The organism is Pseudomonas alkylphenolica (assembly GCF_004025535.1).
GTDB classification, from domain to species: domain Bacteria; phylum Pseudomonadota; class Gammaproteobacteria; order Pseudomonadales; family Pseudomonadaceae; genus Aquipseudomonas; species Aquipseudomonas alkylphenolica_A.
In genome coordinates, this window is record NZ_QJRG01000047.1 from 139,002 (window position 1) to 156,337 (window position 17,336).

20 protein-coding genes are annotated in these 17,336 nt (G+C 62.1%); 16 read left to right on the forward strand and 4 right to left on the reverse strand.

Annotation, left to right across the window (positions count from 1 at the left end; genetic code table 11):
- Positions 1-45 precede the first annotated feature (45 nt).
- The 4 genes from DM813_RS16005 (at position 46) to DM813_RS16020 (ending at position 2,647) form a co-directional block, all read left to right on the forward strand.
- A complete protein-coding gene (locus DM813_RS16005) occupies positions 46-834 on the forward strand; it encodes a ParA family protein (protein WP_128324367.1) in 789 nt (262 codons plus the stop codon).
- Positions 834-1,706, forward strand: coding sequence for a CheW domain-containing protein (locus DM813_RS16010; protein ID WP_128324368.1), 873 nt, complete (start codon positions 834-836; stop codon positions 1,704-1,706). The genes DM813_RS16005 and DM813_RS16010 overlap by 1 nt, the downstream gene beginning before the upstream one ends.
- A gap of 61 nt (positions 1,707-1,767) precedes the next feature.
- Positions 1,768-2,247 (forward strand): chemotaxis protein CheW, encoded by a 480-nt coding sequence (locus tag DM813_RS16015; RefSeq protein ID WP_028945467.1) that lies wholly within the window; start codon positions 1,768-1,770, stop codon positions 2,245-2,247.
- A 1-nt stretch (position 2,248) separates the two neighbouring features.
- Complete coding sequence (locus DM813_RS16020; protein ID WP_128324369.1) at positions 2,249-2,647, forward strand: DUF2802 domain-containing protein; 399 nt, start codon at positions 2,249-2,251, stop codon at positions 2,645-2,647.
- Positions 2,648-2,689: 42 nt separating this feature from the next.
- Here the strand turns inward: DM813_RS16020 and DM813_RS16025 are convergent, their stop codons facing one another.
- From DM813_RS16025 to DM813_RS16035, 3 genes are all read right to left on the reverse strand, one after another.
- Complete coding sequence (locus DM813_RS16025) at positions 2,690-5,434, reverse strand: dermonecrotic toxin domain-containing protein (protein ID WP_128324370.1); 2,745 nt, start codon at positions 5,432-5,434, stop codon at positions 2,690-2,692.
- A gap of 94 nt (positions 5,435-5,528) precedes the next feature.
- Positions 5,529-5,873: an EscU/YscU/HrcU family type III secretion system export apparatus switch protein gene (locus DM813_RS16030; protein ID WP_128324371.1), complete on the reverse strand. Its 345-nt coding sequence runs from the start codon at positions 5,871-5,873 to the stop codon at positions 5,529-5,531.
- Positions 5,870-7,438 (reverse strand): flagellar hook-length control protein FliK, encoded by a 1,569-nt coding sequence (locus DM813_RS16035; RefSeq protein ID WP_128324372.1) that lies wholly within the window; start codon positions 7,436-7,438, stop codon positions 5,870-5,872. The genes DM813_RS16030 and DM813_RS16035 overlap by 4 nt, the downstream gene beginning before the upstream one ends.
- A gap of 163 nt (positions 7,439-7,601) precedes the next feature.
- Here DM813_RS16035 and ccmA point away from each other — a divergent pair, with 163 nt between their 5' ends.
- The 12 genes from ccmA (at position 7,602) to DM813_RS16095 (ending at position 16,429) form a co-directional block, all read left to right on the forward strand.
- On the forward strand, positions 7,602-8,234 hold the full coding sequence (gene ccmA, locus DM813_RS16040) for a cytochrome c biogenesis heme-transporting ATPase CcmA (RefSeq protein WP_128324373.1): 633 nt from the start codon (positions 7,602-7,604) through the stop codon (positions 8,232-8,234).
- Positions 8,231-8,899 (forward strand): heme exporter protein CcmB, encoded by a 669-nt coding sequence (gene ccmB / locus DM813_RS16045; RefSeq protein WP_038616869.1) that lies wholly within the window; start codon positions 8,231-8,233, stop codon positions 8,897-8,899. The genes ccmA and ccmB overlap by 4 nt, the downstream gene beginning before the upstream one ends.
- Before the next feature lie 43 nt (positions 8,900-8,942).
- Positions 8,943-9,719 (forward strand): heme ABC transporter permease, encoded by a 777-nt coding sequence (locus DM813_RS16050; protein ID WP_128324374.1) that lies wholly within the window; start codon positions 8,943-8,945, stop codon positions 9,717-9,719.
- Complete coding sequence (gene ccmD, locus DM813_RS16055) at positions 9,716-9,892, forward strand: heme exporter protein CcmD (RefSeq protein ID WP_128324375.1); 177 nt, start codon at positions 9,716-9,718, stop codon at positions 9,890-9,892. The genes DM813_RS16050 and ccmD overlap by 4 nt, the downstream gene beginning before the upstream one ends.
- The gene (gene ccmE, locus DM813_RS16060) at positions 9,889-10,344 is read left to right on the forward strand and encodes a cytochrome c maturation protein CcmE (RefSeq protein WP_128324376.1); all 456 of its coding nucleotides are present in this window, start codon (positions 9,889-9,891) and stop codon (positions 10,342-10,344) included. The genes ccmD and ccmE overlap by 4 nt, the downstream gene beginning before the upstream one ends.
- Before the next feature lie 11 nt (positions 10,345-10,355).
- Entirely contained in the window at positions 10,356-12,329 is a 1,974-nt protein-coding gene (locus DM813_RS16065) for a heme lyase CcmF/NrfE family subunit (RefSeq protein ID WP_206617414.1), read from the forward strand.
- Entirely contained in the window at positions 12,326-12,862 is a 537-nt protein-coding gene (locus DM813_RS16070; protein WP_128324378.1) for a DsbE family thiol:disulfide interchange protein, read from the forward strand. The genes DM813_RS16065 and DM813_RS16070 overlap by 4 nt, the downstream gene beginning before the upstream one ends.
- A complete protein-coding gene (locus DM813_RS16075) occupies positions 12,859-13,335 on the forward strand; it encodes a cytochrome c-type biogenesis protein (RefSeq protein ID WP_128324379.1) in 477 nt (158 codons plus the stop codon). The genes DM813_RS16070 and DM813_RS16075 overlap by 4 nt, the downstream gene beginning before the upstream one ends.
- Positions 13,328-14,548 (forward strand): c-type cytochrome biogenesis protein CcmI, encoded by a 1,221-nt coding sequence (ccmI, locus tag DM813_RS16080; RefSeq protein ID WP_128324380.1) that lies wholly within the window; start codon positions 13,328-13,330, stop codon positions 14,546-14,548. The genes DM813_RS16075 and ccmI overlap by 8 nt, the downstream gene beginning before the upstream one ends.
- A 10-nt stretch (positions 14,549-14,558) precedes the next feature.
- Positions 14,559-14,972 (forward strand): hypothetical protein, encoded by a 414-nt coding sequence (locus tag DM813_RS16085; RefSeq protein WP_128324381.1) that lies wholly within the window; start codon positions 14,559-14,561, stop codon positions 14,970-14,972.
- Between the two features lie 45 nt (positions 14,973-15,017).
- Positions 15,018-15,956 carry a 2-hydroxyacid dehydrogenase gene (locus tag DM813_RS16090; RefSeq protein WP_128324382.1) on the forward strand — a complete coding sequence of 313 codons (939 nt, stop codon included), beginning with the start codon at positions 15,018-15,020 and terminating at the stop codon, positions 15,954-15,956.
- A 65-nt stretch (positions 15,957-16,021) separates the two neighbouring features.
- On the forward strand, positions 16,022-16,429 hold the full coding sequence (locus DM813_RS16095) for a GFA family protein (protein ID WP_128324383.1): 408 nt from the start codon (positions 16,022-16,024) through the stop codon (positions 16,427-16,429).
- On the opposite strand, the gene DM813_RS16100 is transcribed toward DM813_RS16095, so the two are convergent.
- Positions 16,422-17,315 (reverse strand): LysR substrate-binding domain-containing protein, encoded by an 894-nt coding sequence (locus DM813_RS16100; RefSeq protein ID WP_128324384.1) that lies wholly within the window; start codon positions 17,313-17,315, stop codon positions 16,422-16,424. The two genes, DM813_RS16095 and DM813_RS16100, sit on opposite strands and share 8 nt — an antisense overlap.
- Positions 17,316-17,336: the final 21 nt, after the last annotated feature.

A 17,336-nucleotide genomic window follows, 5' to 3' on the forward strand; every position in this document is an offset into this window, starting at 1 on the left:
CCGTTCCTGGCAGGGCAGGCCGCCTTGCCGGGAGGAAGCAGCGTAATGAGAGTCTGGGCAGTAGCCAATCAAAAAGGTGGCGTCGGTAAGACCACCACTTCTATCGCTCTGGCCGGCTTGCTGGCCGAGGCGGGCAAGCGCGTGGTCGTGGTCGATCTCGACCCCCACGGGTCCATGACCAGCTACTTCGGGCACAATCCGGACGTTCTGGAGCACAGCTGCTACGACCTGTTCCTGCACAAGGGCGCGGTGCCTGAAGGCCTGCCAGGGCAATTGCTGCTGCCCACCAGTGACGAGAAGATCTCGCTGTTGCCGTCGAGCACGGCACTGGCAGTACTGGAGCGCCAGTCGCCCGGGCAAAGTGGCCTGGGCCTGGTAATCGCCAAGTCTCTGGCGCAGCTGTGGCAGGATTTCGATTACGCCATTATCGACAGCCCGCCGTTGCTGGGCGTTCTGATGGTCAACGCCCTGGCGGCAAGTCAGCAGCTGGTGATTCCGGTGCAGACCGAGTACCTGGCGGTCAAGGGCCTGGAACGCATGGTCAGCACCCTGGCGATGGTCAACCGCTCGCGCAAGCAGGCGTTGCCGTATCACATCGTACCGACGCTGTTCGACCGCCGTACGCAAGCTTCGATGGGCACCTTGCGGGTGTTGCGCGATGCCTATCCGGAGAACATCTGGCAAGGCTACATCCCGGTGGATACGCGGCTGCGCGATGCCAGCCGTGCCGGCGTGACACCCTCTCAGTTCGACGGCAAGAGCCGCGGGGTGGTGGCCTACCGGGCGTTGCTCAAGCACCTGTTGACCTGCAACATTGCCAAGCAGGTGGCCTGATGAATCGCGCACGCACGCTAGCTACCGGCCCGCAACTGGCATTGCAGTCTTACCTGGACGGTCTGCTGCATGAGGCCACCGAGGAAATCGAGCAGGTTGTACAGTCCATCGAAATCGATGAGTTCCAGGCCGCCGTGCTTGAGGAGCAGGCGCGCGATGCCCAGGTTGTCCGTCAGTCGCCAGCGCTGGTGGTCAAGGCTGAGCCTTTGCCGTTTGCGGAGCCTGCAGCTGTAGCGCTGCCGGCGGTGCTGCCAGTTGTTGCGCCGATGCCTGAACCCGAGCCCGAACCGGTTGCGGTTGCAGTGATTGCTGAGCTTCCGACACCGGTCGAGCCGCTGGTGGAGGTGCACCTGCCTCCGGCGCCCAACGCGCCAGTGCCGCCAGTCACCGTCGACGGCCGCCCGGCCTGGGCGGCTGAACCCTTTGAGTGCCTGCTGTTTGACGTGGCCGGGCTGACTTTGGCTGTACCGTTGGTGTGCCTGGGCTCGATCTATTCTCTGGCCGGCCACGAGCTGACGCCGCTGTTCGGGCAACCCGACTGGTTCCTGGGCATCCTGCCAAGTCAAAGCGGCAACCTTAAAGTTCTGGACACTGCGCGCTGGGTGATGCCCGACCGCTATCGCGACGACTTTAGACAGGGCCTGCAGTATGTCATTTCGGTACAGGGCTACGAGTGGGGGCTGGCGGTGCATCAGGTCAGCCGTTCGCTACGCCTGGACCCCAACGAGATCAAATGGCGAAGCCAGCGCGGCCAGCGACCCTGGCTGGCGGGCACGGTCATCGAACATATGTGCGCCTTGCTGGACGTTGCCGAACTGGCCGAGTTGATCGCCAGCGGAGCGGTCCGGCAACTGCACGCAATCCATAAATAATCGGTCGCACCAGCGACCGCACAGAGCACTCCGCCGAAGGCGGTTTTTGAGGGATAGGGGAATGAAAAAGTCGTCTGCACAAGGTTCCGAAGATCCGATCCTGCAGTGGGTAACCTTCAAACTGGACAACGAGTCCTACGGCATCAACGTGATGCAGGTGCAGGAAGTCCTGCGCTATACCGAGATCGCCCCGGTCCCGGGAGCACCTAGCTACGTGCTGGGCATCATCAACCTGCGCGGCAACGTGGTCACCGTGATCGACACCCGTCAGCGCTTTGGCCTGATGTCGAGTGAAATCACCGACAACAGCCGCATCGTCATCATCGAAGCCGACAAGCAAGTGGTCGGTATTCTGGTCGACAGCGTCGCCGAAGTGGTTTACCTGCGCCAATCGGAAATAGAAACCGCGCCGAATGTGGGCAACGAAGAGTCGGCCAAATTCATTCAGGGCGTGTGCAACAAGAACAACGAACTGCTGATCCTGGTCGAGCTGGACAAAATGATGACCGAGGAAGAGTGGTCCGAGCTGGAGAACATCTGAGGTGATCCTCGAGGTTGCAGTTATTTTTCTGGCGCTGCTTTGGGCGCTTAGCCTGTGGTTCTTCCTGAACTACAGCAAGCGCCAGCGTGAACTGGCCGCCCAGCAGGCCCAGGGTGATGCGCTGCGTGACCAGCGCATCAAGGATCTGGCTAAACGCCTGGACGACTACCAGAACGGCACGGTGCGCATGGGCGAAGCCCTGCATGAGCTGCGTGCGACGGTAGCGCCGCTGCCCGACAAAATGTTGCAGTTGGAGCAGCGCGATCCCAATAGCCTGTCGTTCGCTCAGGCGGCTCGACTGGTGGGCATGGGCGCCAGCGTCGATGAGCTGACCCAGTCGTGCGGCCTGACCCAGGCCGAAGCGGAGCTGATGAGCAAGGTGCATCGCGCCGAGCCATGAGCATAGTGGCTACCGGGGCGGGCGAATCCGCCCCGGTGGTGGTCAGGTGGTGGTCCACGAATGGTTGCCGCCTACCTTGGCAATGCGCACAAAAGGCAGTTGCTCGTGCCAGGCCTGCCTGAAGGCCTCTCGCGGTATAAATGACCAGCTATTGAGCTGCTTCATTCCCAGCAAATTGAACACTTGCCGCAATGTGCGCAAACCGGGCAAGTGCTGATCGACGACGTCGGTCAGCAGGCGTGGGCCGGTCATGCGATTGAGGCGTTGTGCATAGCGGTAGAATCCTCGCGAGTCATCGGCCAGGCTCGGCCTGCTGTTGTAGAACTCTGGATCGGCCAGGTAGCGGGCGCGCATTTCATCTGAAATCAGGCGCAAAGTCGGGTTACCTGGGTGGCTGCCGATCATGCTGGTGTTGTATTCCCAGTTCATGCCCAGCGTGTGGTTGCTCATCGGTTGCGGTAGCAACAGCCCTTCCGGTGTGGCGAGCAACGGCACGGTATCGATGGCCGCGACGTCGGAAGGTGCATCCTGCGTCGGTTCGCGCAAGGGGTCTTCGTGTGCGCTTAGCAGGGTGTCGTCGATATCCATGTATAAACCGCCCTCATGGTCGAGCAAGGGATAGCGCAGCACATCGGAGGCCGAAGAGAAGTTGCAGGCAACGCCGCCGTTGCCATCGATTGCATGGCGATATTGGTTGAAGTAGTCACTCGTGCTGAATGATTGATAGAACGGATGTTCTTCAAGTGTCAGTACCGTCAGGCCCGGTGCATGCTCTGCCAGCAGGCGTGTGTTTGCCTCGAACGCTGCCGGTGTAGCATTTGACAGAAACAGGCGCAACTCATAGTCGCTGTTGCTCAGGCGTTGCACATTGGCAGCGACATTCTCCAGCAGCTTGCTGCTGATGACCTTGTCTCCCACCCAGATCGAGGAGATCTTTTTAGGGAGCGGTTGCAATCTTGCATGATCGAGAACCGGAATCTCCACCGGTAGCGGTAAGTCAACACCCAGCGAACGTAGCGTGTTCATGCGCATCTGATCTGTTACCGGACGCTCCATGGCGTTGATGGTGACCAGGTCTCGTTGTCCTTGTCTGGCGATGTAGAAGGTGGGCATCACGGCGTTCACGTCGTCTTCAGAGATGAAGGCATCCCGTTCCATGTCATACACAACGTTCATGCCATAGCCACCCATAGACGCCTGGAGTTGATCCACTTCGCCGGTATACAGCGGCTGGCGGATAATCGAATCGGCGACCGCCGGGTCGCCACCCGGAAGGGGCGCAATGGTGTCATCCAGGATGAAGAACTCGGCTGTTTCGATCTCGGGTAGCCGAGGCGGTGAGACGGGGCTCAGCGGGTAGCCCCATTGTTCGTTGACCCGTCTTGGCAGGACGAAGCCTTCACTTTTGATACCAAACAGTGCCGGGACTTTGGCGCCCGCCTCCAGCGCCAGCGGAAGGGCGTTGAGCAGGCCGTATTCAAGGGTGGTCACACCGTCGGCCTTGGCATCCAGTGACTTGCCGTTGATCGCCTGATCCAGACCCAGGCTGAATTGGCTGATGCCGACCAGGGCAAACAACGGCGCCAGCTCCGGTACTACCAGCGCGAGCGGGCCAAGCAGGTTGATGGAGGTGCTCAGGTAACCGCGCCATCTGGCCTTGGTCACTTCACTGTCGCTGGTGATGATGAAATCGGCATCGGCATAGCTGCGCTCGCGTTGGCGCTGGCTCAATGCTTCGAACAGGTCACCTTTAATCGAGCGGCTGTAGGTGTTTGGGCGGTAATTTACGTAGTCGCGCGGTGACCAGCGGCCATCGGTGGTAAACCCTGCGCGGTTGGAGGAGCGCCAGTGGATCGCGGGGTAAGCGCCGAGCCCCTCAAGCGCTGTGTCCAGACCGCTGAAGTCGAGTCCGTCGGGGGTGTCGGCGAGGTGGAAATGCTGGCGCAGCGCCTGGCGCTTGTCGGCGTCCTGGCACTGTAGGCCAATCCAGTCCTTCATCGCATTCATACTGGCGAATTCGTGAAGCGGAGCACTGTTGCCCGGGATATAGAGCAGCACTGGCGGGCCGGCGCTGTCAGCGATACAGATAACATCGGAGGCGGCATAACCATAAATATTCAGCGGGCGGATGCGCAGACCGGGTGAGCGCTTCTCAAGTCCTGCCGCCTGCCAGCTGAGGCGGCGCCCGGCATCGCTCATAGACCCTTGCAGCGTTTGTTTGTTACAAGCAGCGATGAAGTTGATCTTGGCGGCGAGGCGATGGTCTTGCAGGTGTTGCTCCCAGTAATCGTCGAGCAACGTCTTGTAATGGGCATGAAAATCCAAATTCCAGATGTAGCGCTGCAGTGCCTCGACGTCGACGGGCAAGTGAGTGGTTGCATCGATCTGCACCGGCTCGGACCTGCGAAACAGCCCATTGAACACCGAGTAGGCTGCGCTGTTGTCCAGTACGCTGTGCTCGGGTAACGCGTTGACAATTTTCAGCGTGCCTTCGGGAAAGTAACCTGCCCAGTGTCCGGGGAGCAGGCTACCGATAAGGTCTTTGTTCGATTCGCCCTGCCAGTTCGACACCAGCGCCTGGGTGAGCGACATCCGGTTGACGATCACCGCTTCTTGGCCACGGTAATGCAGGGTGACAACGTCGGTTTGCTCCGGGTCGAGCTGCAAACCTTGAGTGGCCGCCCATTCGCCGATGCATCGGGCAGCTTCCCGGTCGGGGCGGGGGACGTGCTTGAGGAGATCGCGCACAAACTGTACGCCGGCGGCATTTACATAGGTCTGGAGCATGGTGGGGCACCTTTGTGGGGATGAAAGGTGCAAGCTTGACCATGAAGGGGAACTCGACGTGGTAGTTAGTTATGTCACCTTGTGCGCACGTAGGTCATCGTGTGCCCGACCCCGGTAGCAGGCGCAGTTGTTCAGGTGTGACATCTTTCGGCCCGCTGGTCGGGTCATTGAATCCGGCGGGCACCTTGCCGCGCAACTGCCAGGCGAAGGCGATGATTTCCGCAATGGTCAGGTACAGCGCTTCCGGAATCTGGTCGCCCAGTTCCATGCGTGCGAGCAGGCGCACCAGCTCGGCATTTTCGTAGATGGGCACTTCGTGTTCGCGGGCAATGGCCAGGATCGCCTCGGCCAGCTCATCGTCACCCTTGGCGCTGAGTACCGGGGCCTGCTGCCCGTCGTAGCTCAGGGCAATGGCCTGTCGCGGGTTCTTCTCTGTCATGCCGTTTCATCCACCCAGCGCTGTTCCAGACGGGTACGCGGCCCTTGCGGCGGGGTACCGTGATGACATTGCAACTCTGTCACGTTGAGGCCGCGAGCCAGCAAGCGTTCTCGCAGGTTGCCCAACTGACTGTCGATCAGTTGCGCGGTGCACGGGAATTCTGCCCACAGCTGGCTGGACAGCGTTCCCTGGCTGATATGGGCCTGGATCTGTACCGGGCCCAGCGGATGCAGGTCAAAGGCCAACTCGATCCGCCAAAGCATTTCCAACGGATCGCGACGTTCGCGTTCCGGGTCGCTTTGCTGCTCGGGCGTTTCTTCGCGCTGCAGCTTCATTTGCACGGGCATGAAGTCCTGGCCGCTGCGCACAGGTATTTCCAGCTGCCAGGTGGTTTGCAGGTTACCGTCGGCTGTAGTGCCGGTTTGTTCCAGGCTCGCCAATTGGTGGCTTTGCAGGCGAGAGATCGCCGCAGCCGCCAGGCGCAGCAAATGCTCGAGATCACCTTCACCTTGCTGGCTTTGCAGCTGTCGTGAGGGCAGGGGGAAACCACCGGGTTGCGGGCGCGGGCTGACCTGGCCGAGCATGCCCAGGGCATTGCGGACCATCCCGGGCATCACCTGGGCCAGGGTGCTGGCCGCAGCACCCGGGTTGAACTGGGCGTTACCGGGCAGTCCCGGCAGCATCTGCGCCACCAGACGCACCACCTGTGCCTTGAGGTCGGGCGCGAGACTGGCGGGCAGGCCGGCAAGCAGCTTGGCTTCCAGAAATACGCCACTGTTGCTCAGTGCCTGGGCCAGGCCTTTGGGGTCACTGAGCTGGCGGATATCCGGCAAGGTGTTCAGCAGCTTGTCGACATTGCTGCGTATCTCGTTGGAAGCGATGCTGTCGCGCATTTGCTGCAACTGGCTGAGCAACCCCTGCAACGAGGCCTGGCGACTTTGCTGGCTGCTCAGGTGCTGGGCGATTGCCAGCTGTTCCTGACGCCCGCTGAGCGGGACGAAGCTCAGCGATTGGTCGCCCTGGACCCTGGCACTGAGCAAGCTGCCCACTGCCAGTGGCCGGGGGCTGTCGATGGTCAGTGTGGTGCCGGCCTGACTGCCGCCGAGCAGGGTCACCAACGAGCGGAATTGTGCCAGTTGACCGCCGGCTTGCGGCAGCGCCTGGCTGGTCAGTACCTTGCCTTGCAACAGGGTGCCTATGGGCATTTCCCGGGTGTCGATACGGGTCAGGCTGGCGACGCTGCTGGCGATGGCCTGCTGCACGGTGATGGCCAGGCTCGAGGTGCTGGTCTGACTGACGGCCAGCAGACTGCCCTGCGCTAACGGCTGGCTGCTGCTGGCCTGGACATTGGTTTGCTTGCCGCTGTCCTGGGTGAGTTTGAGCAGCAGTTGAAAGTCCTGGCCGACCTGGCGCAGCGCCAATACTTCCGCCTTCGCCGTCTCGCCGGGGGCGAGCAAAGCCGGCTGCTGTGGTTGCAACAAACGCAGCAGCTCACCGGTCGTCGACGCGCGTACCTGAGCGGTGGTCGGAAGCGCTGTACCGAGGTTGTTGATTTCGCCTGTCATCCGCTAGCAACCTGTTGAAATAGCCCTCTTTGCAGTAGGACATCGCATGTATAATGCCGCCCGATCTTTCGCGATCAGAGCGGCCGGGCCGTATCTCCATTGCCAGTATAACGGCAAGGCCGGGACCGACTTGAGACAGGCATCCCAAGCATAAGGCGAAACTGTGACCCCTCAACTCGAAGCCGTGGGCCTGGCCTGCGAGCGCGACTGGCGCATGTTGTTCGAACACCTCGAATTGCGCTTGGCTGCGGGCGACATGCTGCAGGTCAGCGGCCCTAATGGCAGCGGCAAAACCAGCCTGCTGCGTTTGCTGGCCGGCCTTATGAGCCCGACAGCCGGGCAGATTCGCCTCGACGGCAAACCCCTGGCCGAACAGCGCCATGAACTGGCGAAAATTCTGCTTTGGATCGGCCACGCCGCCGGTATCAAAGACCTGCTCAGCCCCGAAGAGAACCTGGCCTGGTTGTGCGCCCTGCATCGCCCGGCAGAGCCTCAAGCGATCTGGAAGGCCCTGGAAGCGGTCGGCCTGCGCGGGTTCGAGGATGTTCCCTGTCATACCCTGTCGGCCGGCCAGCAACGCCGTGTGGCCCTGGCCCGCCTGTACCTGGACAGCCCGCCGCTGTGGATCCTCGACGAGCCGTTCACGGCCCTGGACAAGCAGGGTGTGGCGCAACTGGAAGCGCACCTGGCCGCGCATTGCGAGCAGGGCGGGATGGTTGTGCTGACCACCCACCACACGCTGGAGCGCAAGCCGTCCGGTTACCGTGAACTGAATCTGGGGCAGTGGGCCGCATGAGTGTGTTTGTCCTGTTGTTGCGTCGCGAAGCGCGCCTGTTGTGCCGACGGCCAGCTGAGCTTGCCAACCCGTTGGTGTTCTTTGCCATCGTCATCGCGTTGTTCCCGCTGGCGGTGGGACCGGAAACTCAATTGTTGCAAACCTTGTCTCCAGGGCTGGTGTGGGTGGCGGCCCTTTTGTCGGTTTTGCTCTCGCTGGACGGGCTTTTCCGCAGTGATTTCGAGGATGGCTCGCTGGAACAGTGGGTCCTTTCGTCGCACCCCCTGCCGCTTCTGGTGTTGGCAAAAGTACTGGCACACTGGGCCTTTTCCGGTCTGGCGCTGGTATTGTTGGCGCCCTTGCTGGCACTGATGCTAGGTTTGCCTTCGGCGTGCCTGCCAGTCCTGCTGGCATCGTTGTTACTCGGTACCCCGGTACTGAGCCTGCTGGGTGCTGTGGGTGCGGCCCTGACAGTGGGTTTGAAGCGTGGCGGCCTGCTGTTGGCGCTACTGATTTTGCCGTTATATATCCCGGTATTGATCCTGGGCAGTGGCGCTCTGCAAGCGGCCCTGCAAGCTATGCCGGCGACCGGTTATCTGCTCTGGCTTGGCAGCCTGACCGCCTTGGCAGTAACTCTGGCACCTTTTGCAATAGCGGCTGGCCTGAAGATCAGCGTCGGCGAATAATGAGGTCTGGGCAGTGCCCAGCAAAGACCCTGGATGTACCGTGATGAAAAGCAGCGCAATCAGCTGGACGTGGTTTCATAAACTGGGTTCGCCCAAGTGGTTTTATGCCATCAGCGGCCGCATGCTGCCGTGGCTGGCGGTTGCCGCCGTCTTGTTGATCGGCATCGGCGTGATCTGGGGCCTGGCATTCGCGCCGCAGGACTACCAGCAGGGCAACAGCTTTCGGATCATTTACATTCATGTACCGGCCGCCATGCTGGCGCAATCCTGTTATGTGATGCTGGCCGTGGCGGGCGTGGTCGGGCTGGTGTGGAAAATGAAGATCGCCGACGTCGCCCTGCAGTGTGCGGCGCCCATCGGTGCGTGGATGACCGCTGTGGCGTTGGTCACCGGCGCCATCTGGGGCAAGCCGACCTGGGGCAGTTGGTGGGTCTGGGACGCGCGCCTGACCTCGATGCTCATTCTGCTGTTCCTGTACTTCGGCCTGATTGCCCTGGGCCAGGCCATCAGCAACCGCGAAAGCGCGGCGAAGGCCTGTGCGGTGCTGGCCATTGTCGGGGTCATCAATATTCCGATCATCAAGTATTCGGTGGAGTGGTGGAACACCCTGCACCAAGGCGCCACCTTTACCCTTACCGAGAAACCGGCGATGCCGGCCGAGATGTGGCTGCCGCTGCTGCTCACCGTGCTGGGTTTTTACTGTTTTTTCGGCGCGGTGCTGTTGTTGCGCATGCGCCTCGAAGTACTCAAGCGCGAGGCCCGCGCCAGCTGGGTCCGCGAAGAAGTCCTGAATAGCCTCGGGCGGGAGATGGCACGATGAGTTTTGCCTCGTTCGGCGATTTTCTCGCCATGGGCCATCACGGCCTGTATGTCTGGTCGGCCTATGGCATCTGCCTGCTGGTGCTGGCTGTCAACGTTGCTTCGCCGGTACTGGCGCGGCGTCGTTACCTGCAAGAAGAGGCGCGCCGTCTGCGCCGGGAGAACAACCAGTGAATCCGCAACGCAAAAAGCGCCTGTTCATCATCCTCGGCCTGCTGGCCGGGGTTGGCATCGCCGTAGGCCTGGCCCTGAGTGCTCTGCAGCAGAATATCAACCTGTTCTATACCCCGACCCAGATCGCCAACGGCGAAGCCCCGCTTGATACCCGTATTCGCGCTGGCGGCATGGTCGAAAAGGGGTCGTTGCAGCGCTCGGGCGATTCGCTCGACGTGCGTTTTGTGGTCACCGACTTCAACAAATCGGTGCCGATTACCTACCGTGGCATTCTCCCTGACCTGTTCCGCGAAGGGCAGGGCATCGTCGCCCTGGGCAAACTCAACGCCGACGGCGTGGTGGTGGCCGATGAAGTGCTGGCCAAACATGACGAGAAGTACATGCCACCGGAAGTGACCAAGGCCCTGAAAGAGAGCGGCCAGGCGGCTACCGACGCTGGAGCCAAGCCATGAACGCGGCCCTGATCATTCCCGAACTCGGCCAGCTCTCGATGATTCTGGCGATCTGCTTTGCCTGTGTGCAGGCCACAGTGCCGTTGCTGGGGGCCTGGCGTGGCGACAGCCTGTGGATGAGCCTGGCGCGCCCGGCGGCCTGGGGCCAGTTTGCCTTCCTTGCCTTTGCATTCGCCTGCCTGACCCATGCGTTCATGACCGATAACTTCTCGGTCGAATACGTTGCCAGCAACTCCAACAGCGCGTTGCCCTGGTACTTCAAGTTCAGCGCCGTGTGGGGCGCCCACGAGGGCTCACTGCTGCTCTGGGCGCTGATCCTGGGCGGCTGGACCTTCGCCGTGTCGATTTTCTCGCGGCAACTGCCGCAGGTGATGCTGGCGCGGGTGCTGGCGGTGATGGGCATGATCAGCGTCGGTTTCCTGTCGTTCCTGATCGTCACCTCCAACCCGTTCACGCGTTTGTTGCCTCAGGTACCTACCGATGGCCGTGACCTTAACCCGCTGCTGCAGGACATCGGCCTGATCGTGCATCCGCCGATGCTGTACATGGGCTATGTGGGCTTCTCGGTGGCGTTCGCCTTTGCCATTGCCGCGCTGCTCGGCGGTCGCCTGGATGCGGCCTGGGCGCGCTGGTCGCGGCCGTGGACGCTGGTGGCCTGGGCGTTTCTCGGGATCGGCATCACCCTGGGCTCGTGGTGGGCCTACTATGAACTGGGCTGGGGTGGCTGGTGGTTCTGGGACCCGGTAGAAAACGCCTCGTTCATGCCGTGGCTGGTGGGCACTGCGCTCATCCACTCGCTGGCGGTCACCGAAAAACGCGGCGTGTTCAAAAGCTGGACCGTGTTGCTGGCCATTGCGGCGTTCTCGCTGAGCCTGCTGGGTACGTTCCTGGTCCGTTCCGGCGTTTTGACCTCGGTGCACGCGTTCGCCTCGGACCCTGAGCGTGGCATCTTCATCCTGATCTTCCTGCTGTTCGTGGTGGGTGGTTCGCTGACCCTGTTCGCCCTGCGCGCGCCGGTGGTTAAAAGCCAGGTCGGCTTTGCCCTGTGGTCGCGGGAAACGCTGCTGCTGGCCAACAACATCGTGCTGGTGGTTGCCGCCTCGATGATCCTGCTCGGCACCCTGTACCCGTTGATCCTCGACGCGCTTACCGGGGCGAAACTGTCGGTGGGGCCGCCGTACTTCGATGCGCTGTTCATTCCGTTGATGGCCTTGCTCATGCTGGTCATGGCCATTGGCGTGCTGGTGCGCTGGAAAGACACCCCGAGCAAATGGCTGGCCGGCATGCTGACCCCAGTGCTGATCGCCAGCGTGGTGCTGGCGCCGATCTGCGGGCTGTTGGTAGACGACTTCGACTGGCAGGTATTGACTACCTTCGCCCTGGCCGCGTGGATCGTGCTGGCCGGTGTCCGCGACATTTTCGACAAAACCCGGCACAAGGGGCTGCTCAAGGGGCTGCGTGGCCTCAATCGCAGCTACTGGGGTATGCACGTAGCCCACCTTGGGCTGGCGGTTTGCGCCCTGGGCGTGGTGCTGTCGAGCAACAACAGTGCCGAGCGCGACCTGCGCCTGGCCCCGGGCGAGTCGGTCGAACTCGGTGGTTACCAGTTCATCTTCGAAGGCGCCAAGCACTTCGAAGGGCCGAACTTCACCTCTGACAAGGGCACCGTGCGGATTGTCGAAAATGGCCGCGAAATCAGCGTGCTGCACCCGGAAAAACGCCTGTACACCGTACAACAGTCGATGATGACCGAGGCCGGTATCGACGCCGGTTTCACCCGCGATCTCTACGTTGCCCTCGGTGAGCCGCTGGACAACGGCGCCTGGGCCGTGCGTGTGCACGTCAAACCTTTTGTCCGCTGGATCTGGCTGGGCGGTTTGCTGACGGGCCTGGGCGGCCTGCTGGCAGCCATGGATGGACGTTATCGGGTCAAGGTCAAAGCCCGTGTGCGTGAAGTACTGGGCATGTCTGGAGCAACTGCATGAAGCGTTGGATCATGGTGCTGCCGCTGGCGGTGTTTCTGTTGGTGGTGGTGTTTCTTTACCGCGGTTTGTTCCTCGACCCCACCGAACTGCCGTCGGCAATGATCGGCAAGCCGTTCCCGGCGTTCACGCTCAAGTCGGTGCAGGACGGCAAGACCCTGACCCAGGCGGACCTGATCGGCAAGCCGGCGCTGGTCAACGTCTGGGCCACCTGGTGCCCGTCGTGCAAGGTCGAGCACCCCTACCTGAACAAGCTGGCCGAACAAGGCGTGGTCATCCATGGGGTCAACTACAAGGATGACAACGCGGCCGCCAACAAGTGGCTGGCCGAGTTTCACAACCCTTACCAGCTCAATATCGCTGACGACCAGGGTGGGCTGGGTTTGAACCTGGGTGTGTACGGCGCGCCGGAAACCTTCCTGATCGATGCCAAGGGCATCATCCGCTACAAGCATGTCGGTGTGGTCGATGCGACCGTCTGGCGTGAACAACTGGCGGCGCAGTACCAGGGGCTGGTCGATGAGGCCAAGCCATGAAGCGCTGGCTGGCCGCAGTTGTTTTGGGCGTTGGCCTGGCCGGGGTAACCCAGGCGGCCATCGACACCTATCAGTTTGCCAATGACGCCGAGCGCGAGCGCTACCATGAGCTGACCAAGGAGCTGCGTTGCCCGAAGTGTCAGAACCAGGACATCGCCGACTCCAACGCGCCGATTGCCGCCGACCTGCGCCGGGAAATCTTCCGCATGCTGGGCGAGGGCAAGAGCAACCAGCAGATCATCGACTTCATGGTCGATCGCTACGGTGATTTCGTGCGCTACAAGCCTGAGCTGACGGCCCGTACCTGGTTGCTGTGGTTCGGCCCGGGCGTGCTGCTGGTGGGTGGTTTTGGCCTGCTGGCACTGATCGTGCGCAAGCGCCGTGCGCAAAGTGCGGGTGGCCCTGTCGACCTTTCCCCCGAGGAGCGCGAGCGCCTCGCCAAATTGCTGGACAAAGAACAGACCCATGACTGAATTCTGGCTTGCTGCAGGCCTGCTGTTGCTGGTGGCCCTGAGCTTTTTGTTGATCCCGGTGTTGCGTGGCCGTCGTGCGCAACTGGAAGAAGACCGCACCGCGCTGAACGTCGCGCTTTATCAGGAACGGGTCGCCGAACTGACCGCTCAGCAGGCGGCGGGCGTTCTCGATGCCGATCAACTGGCAAAAGGCCGCGATGAGGCCGCCCGCGAGCTGCTGGATGACACCGAAAATGCCGAGCCGCAACGTCTGGGGCGGCTCGGAAAACCGCTGCCGTTGCTGGCCGCGGTGCTGGTGCCGCTGATGGGCCTGGGCCTGTATATGCATTTCGGCGCCAGCGAGCAGGTCGAACTGACCCGTGAGTTCGCCGAGGCGCCACACTCGATGCAGGACATGACCGAGCGCCTTGAGCGCGCTGTAGAAGCGCAACCGGATTCGGCTGAAGGTTTGTACTTCCTCGGGCGTGCCTACATGGCCCAGGAACGGCCGGCCGACGCTGCCAAGGTCTTCGAACGCGCCGCCGCGCTGGCGGAGCGTCAGCCGGAGTTGCTCGGGCAGTGGGCGCAGGCGCTGTACTTCGCCAATGGCAAGCAGTGGACCGAACAGCTCCAGACACTCACCGACGAAGCGCTCAAGGCCGACCCCAACGAAGTTACCAGCCTTGGTCTGCTCGGCATTGCCGCGTTCGAGAGCGAGCATTACCAGCAGGCCGTCGATTACTGGAATCGCCTGCTCGTGCAATTGCCGGAGGGCGATGCCTCGCGCAACGCCCTGCAAGGCGGCATCGAGCGCGCTCAGGAAAAGCTCAAGGCGGGTGAGGGTAAGGTTGCTTCGGCACCGGCACCGGCACCGGCACCGGCACCGGTGGCCGGGCCACGGTTGAAGGTGCGCGTGGAGCTGGCTGCTGCGCTCAAGGATCAGGTCAAGCCTGACGACACGGTGTTCATTTTCGCCCGTGCCAGTTCCGGTCCGCCCATGCCGTTGGCCGCCAAGCGGGTGACGGTGGCGCAGTTGCCCATCGAGGTCGAGCTCAGCGACAGCGATGCAATGATGCCGAGCATGAAACTGTCGAGCTTTCCTGAAGTCCAACTGGTTGCACGCGTATCGCGGGCTGGCAAGCCGACCCAGGGTGAATGGATCGGTCGTAGCAGCCCGCTGGCCAGCAGCACCACCGCTGCTCAGCACCTGACCATCGACAGCCCGGACCAGTAAGAGAATCACTATGAACAGCATCGCACGCCTGACCTTACTTTCCCTGGCCATAGGCTTGAGTGCGTGTACTGTTCAGCAACCCAGCGAGCCGACTGCGCCGCCGATCGAAAGGCTACCCTCGGAGCCGGCCAGCAAGCCGGTTCCGCGTCCGAGCACGGTGCCGAGCAAGCCGGCGGTCACCCCGGCGACCAAGCCGATGCCACGCACCTCGGCCAGCTTTGCGCCCCCGCCGGGCGGGGCCAGTCACTGGGACCCACGCCTGGGCGTCTATGTGCTTGAAGGCCAGACCAACACCTTCTACCGCCAGCGCACCTACTACCGCTGGAACAACGGCTGGAGCTGGTCAACCAACCTCAACGGCCCCTGGCAGGAAACCGACAGCAGTGGTGTGCCAGGCGGTCTGGGCCGGGCTTTCGCGCAATAGCCCAAGCTGCGCATAATGCCCCTTCGTATTGAACCGGAGGGTGGCATGAGCAAAACAGTCCTGGTACTGGTGGAAACCGTTGACGATTACCTGCCGTTGCTGGAACAGGCGGGCTATCGCCTGGTGCGTGCCCAGACCCCGGCCCTGCGCGCCGAAGCCATTGCCCGTGACGGCGGCCAGATCGATGCCGTGCTGACGCGAGGCCCGTTGGGCCTCAGCGCCGATGAAATCGCGGCCTTGGCCAACCTGAAAATCATCTGTGTGATTGGCGCTGGCTACGAGCAGGTTGACCTCGCTGCTGCTGCCGCCCGTAGCATCACCGTCACCAATGGCGCGGGCGCCAATGCCACGGCCGTCGCCGACCATGCGATGGCACTGCTGCTGGCCTTAGTGCGCGACATTCCCCGGGCCGATGCCTCAACCCGGCGGGGCGAGTGGAATCGTGTCATCAGCCCGTCGGTCAGTGGCAAACGCCTGGGCATTCTCGGGCTTGGCGCGGTCGGCCTGGCCATCGCCAAGCGCGCGGCGCAGGGTTTTGACATGCCGATCAGTTACCACAACCGCAGCCCGCGCAGCGATGTGCCCTACACCTATTGCGACAGCCCGCTGGCGCTGGCCCAGGCGTCGGACTTCCTCATCGTCGCCACCCCCGGCGGCGCCAACACCCGGCAACTGATCGATAAAACGGTGCTCGACGCGCTGGGGCCGGATGGCTTTCTGGTCAATATCGCCCGGGCCAGTGTGGTCAACACTGCAGACATGCTCGAGGCGTTGCGCACTGGCGCGATCGCTGGTGCAGGGCTGGACGTGTTCGATGACGAGCCGGCAGTGCCGGATGCGCTCAAAGCCCTGGGCAATGTCGTGCTCACCCCGCATGTGGCCGGGCAGTCGCCGGAAGCGGCACGCGACACCGTGGCGCTGGTGTTGAAGAACCTGCAGGCATTCTTTGCCGGTGAGCCAGTGCTGACGCCGGTGCGAGGGTGAATTCAAGGGTGGAGCACCAACTGCTAGACTGATTCGCTCCTTATCCCAAGCAAGGAGCGTTGATCATGTCCCTGGAAAAGCACGGTAGCTGCCTGTGCGGCGCCGTCAAACTCAGCGTCAGCCTGGAAAATGCAAGTGTCGATGCCTGTCATTGCAGCATGTGCCGCCAGTGGGGCGGCGGGCCGCTGTTTTCCGTGCACTGTTCGCAACCGGTAAGGTTCACGGCCGGGCAACCCGTGTTCTATGAATCATCCGAGTGGGCCGAACGGGGCTTCTGCGGCCAATGCGGTACCCATCTTTTGTACCGGCTCAAAAGCGGCCAGTTCGATTCCGTGTCGGTAGGGGTGCTGGAAGGCGACACCGACTGGGTCTTCGACCTGCAGGTGTATGTCGACAGCAAGCCGGCGTACTACTGCTTTGCCAACCAGACCAAAACGATGACCGGTGCTGAAGTCGAAGCCCTGTTCAACTGAGCGCCAGCAGCCAGGTGGCGAAGACCTGCGCTGCAGGTGAACAGGGGGCCTGCTTGTCGTGCACCAGATAGTCGGCTTGCCCGGTGTGCACGACAAACGCCGATACCTGGCGAATGGCGCCCTGGTCGATACGTTCACGCGCCATGAACTCCCAGCCAAGCCCCACCCCCATTCCCTGCATCACCGCCTCGAACACCAGGTTGACCTGGTTGAACGTCACTGCATCGGCGGGTGCCTTGTAGGCCTGGCCTTGATGGCTGAACCAGTCCTGCCAGTCCAGGCAGTTCCACGCCGAGGCATCCAGTTGTATCAAGGGCAGGGCTTGCAGTTCGCTCAACGAGTCGACCGTGGGCAGGGCGCGTTTGGCGCTGGCAATGGGGTAAATGGTTTCATCGAACAGTTTGTCGGCCGTGAGCGAACTCCAGTGGCCGTGCCCGTAGAGGATGCCGAAGTCGTAGTCGCTGATGTCGCTTTCGCTGATTGCGTTGCTGGCGTGAATGTTCACGGTCAGCTCCGGGTGTTGTTCGTTAAAGCGCAGTAGCCGCGGGAACAACCAGTACTGAGCTACCGCATGGGTGCAGATGACGCTGACATTGCGGCTGCCATGGCCCGACTTCAAACGCAGGACATTGCTCAGCAGGCGCTCAAGCATCGGCTCGACGATGGCGTTGAACTCGGCGCCGGCCGTGGTCGGTGCGATGCCGCGGGCACGCCGTTCGAACAGTACGGCGCCGAGGTGCTCCTCCAGCAGTTTGATCTGCTTGCTCACGGCGCTTTGCGTCAGGTACAGCTCGCTGGCTGCACGGGTGAAACTGCCCGTGCGCATGACCGCTTCAAAGGCAATCAGGGTATCGAGCGGGGGCAGGTGACGGCTGAAGCGGCTCATGTCGAGAGTCCGGTTGGGGAA

Excerpts from the sequence above, each read along its gene's own strand:
- DM813_RS16005 (WP_128324367.1), top strand. The coding sequence starts at position 46 with ATGAGAGTCTGGGCAGTAGCCAATCAAAAAGGTGGCGTCGGTAAGACC.
- DM813_RS16010 (WP_128324368.1), top strand. The coding sequence starts at position 834 with ATGAATCGCGCACGCACGCTAGCTACCGGCCCGCAACTGGCATTGCAG.
- DM813_RS16015 (WP_028945467.1), top strand. The coding sequence starts at position 1,768 with ATGAAAAAGTCGTCTGCACAAGGTTCCGAAGATCCGATCCTGCAGTGG.
- DM813_RS16025 (WP_128324370.1), bottom strand. The coding sequence starts at position 5,434 with ATGCTCCAGACCTATGTAAATGCCGCCGGCGTACAGTTTGTGCGCGAT.
- DM813_RS16030 (WP_128324371.1), bottom strand. The coding sequence starts at position 5,873 with ATGACAGAGAAGAACCCGCGACAGGCCATTGCCCTGAGCTACGACGGG.
- DM813_RS16035 (WP_128324372.1), bottom strand. The coding sequence starts at position 7,438 with ATGACAGGCGAAATCAACAACCTCGGTACAGCGCTTCCGACCACCGCT.
- ccmB (WP_038616869.1), top strand. The coding sequence starts at position 8,231 with ATGAGTGTGTTTGTCCTGTTGTTGCGTCGCGAAGCGCGCCTGTTGTGC.
- DM813_RS16050 (WP_128324374.1), top strand. The coding sequence starts at position 8,943 with ATGAAAAGCAGCGCAATCAGCTGGACGTGGTTTCATAAACTGGGTTCG.
- ccmD (WP_128324375.1), top strand. The coding sequence starts at position 9,716 with ATGAGTTTTGCCTCGTTCGGCGATTTTCTCGCCATGGGCCATCACGGC.
- DM813_RS16070 (WP_128324378.1), top strand. The coding sequence starts at position 12,326 with ATGAAGCGTTGGATCATGGTGCTGCCGCTGGCGGTGTTTCTGTTGGTG.
- DM813_RS16075 (WP_128324379.1), top strand. The coding sequence starts at position 12,859 with ATGAAGCGCTGGCTGGCCGCAGTTGTTTTGGGCGTTGGCCTGGCCGGG.
- ccmI (WP_128324380.1), top strand. The coding sequence starts at position 13,328 with ATGACTGAATTCTGGCTTGCTGCAGGCCTGCTGTTGCTGGTGGCCCTG.
- DM813_RS16085 (WP_128324381.1), top strand. The coding sequence starts at position 14,559 with ATGAACAGCATCGCACGCCTGACCTTACTTTCCCTGGCCATAGGCTTG.
- DM813_RS16090 (WP_128324382.1), top strand. The coding sequence starts at position 15,018 with ATGAGCAAAACAGTCCTGGTACTGGTGGAAACCGTTGACGATTACCTG.
- DM813_RS16095 (WP_128324383.1), top strand. The coding sequence starts at position 16,022 with ATGTCCCTGGAAAAGCACGGTAGCTGCCTGTGCGGCGCCGTCAAACTC.
- DM813_RS16100 (WP_128324384.1), bottom strand. The coding sequence starts at position 17,315 with ATGAGCCGCTTCAGCCGTCACCTGCCCCCGCTCGATACCCTGATTGCC.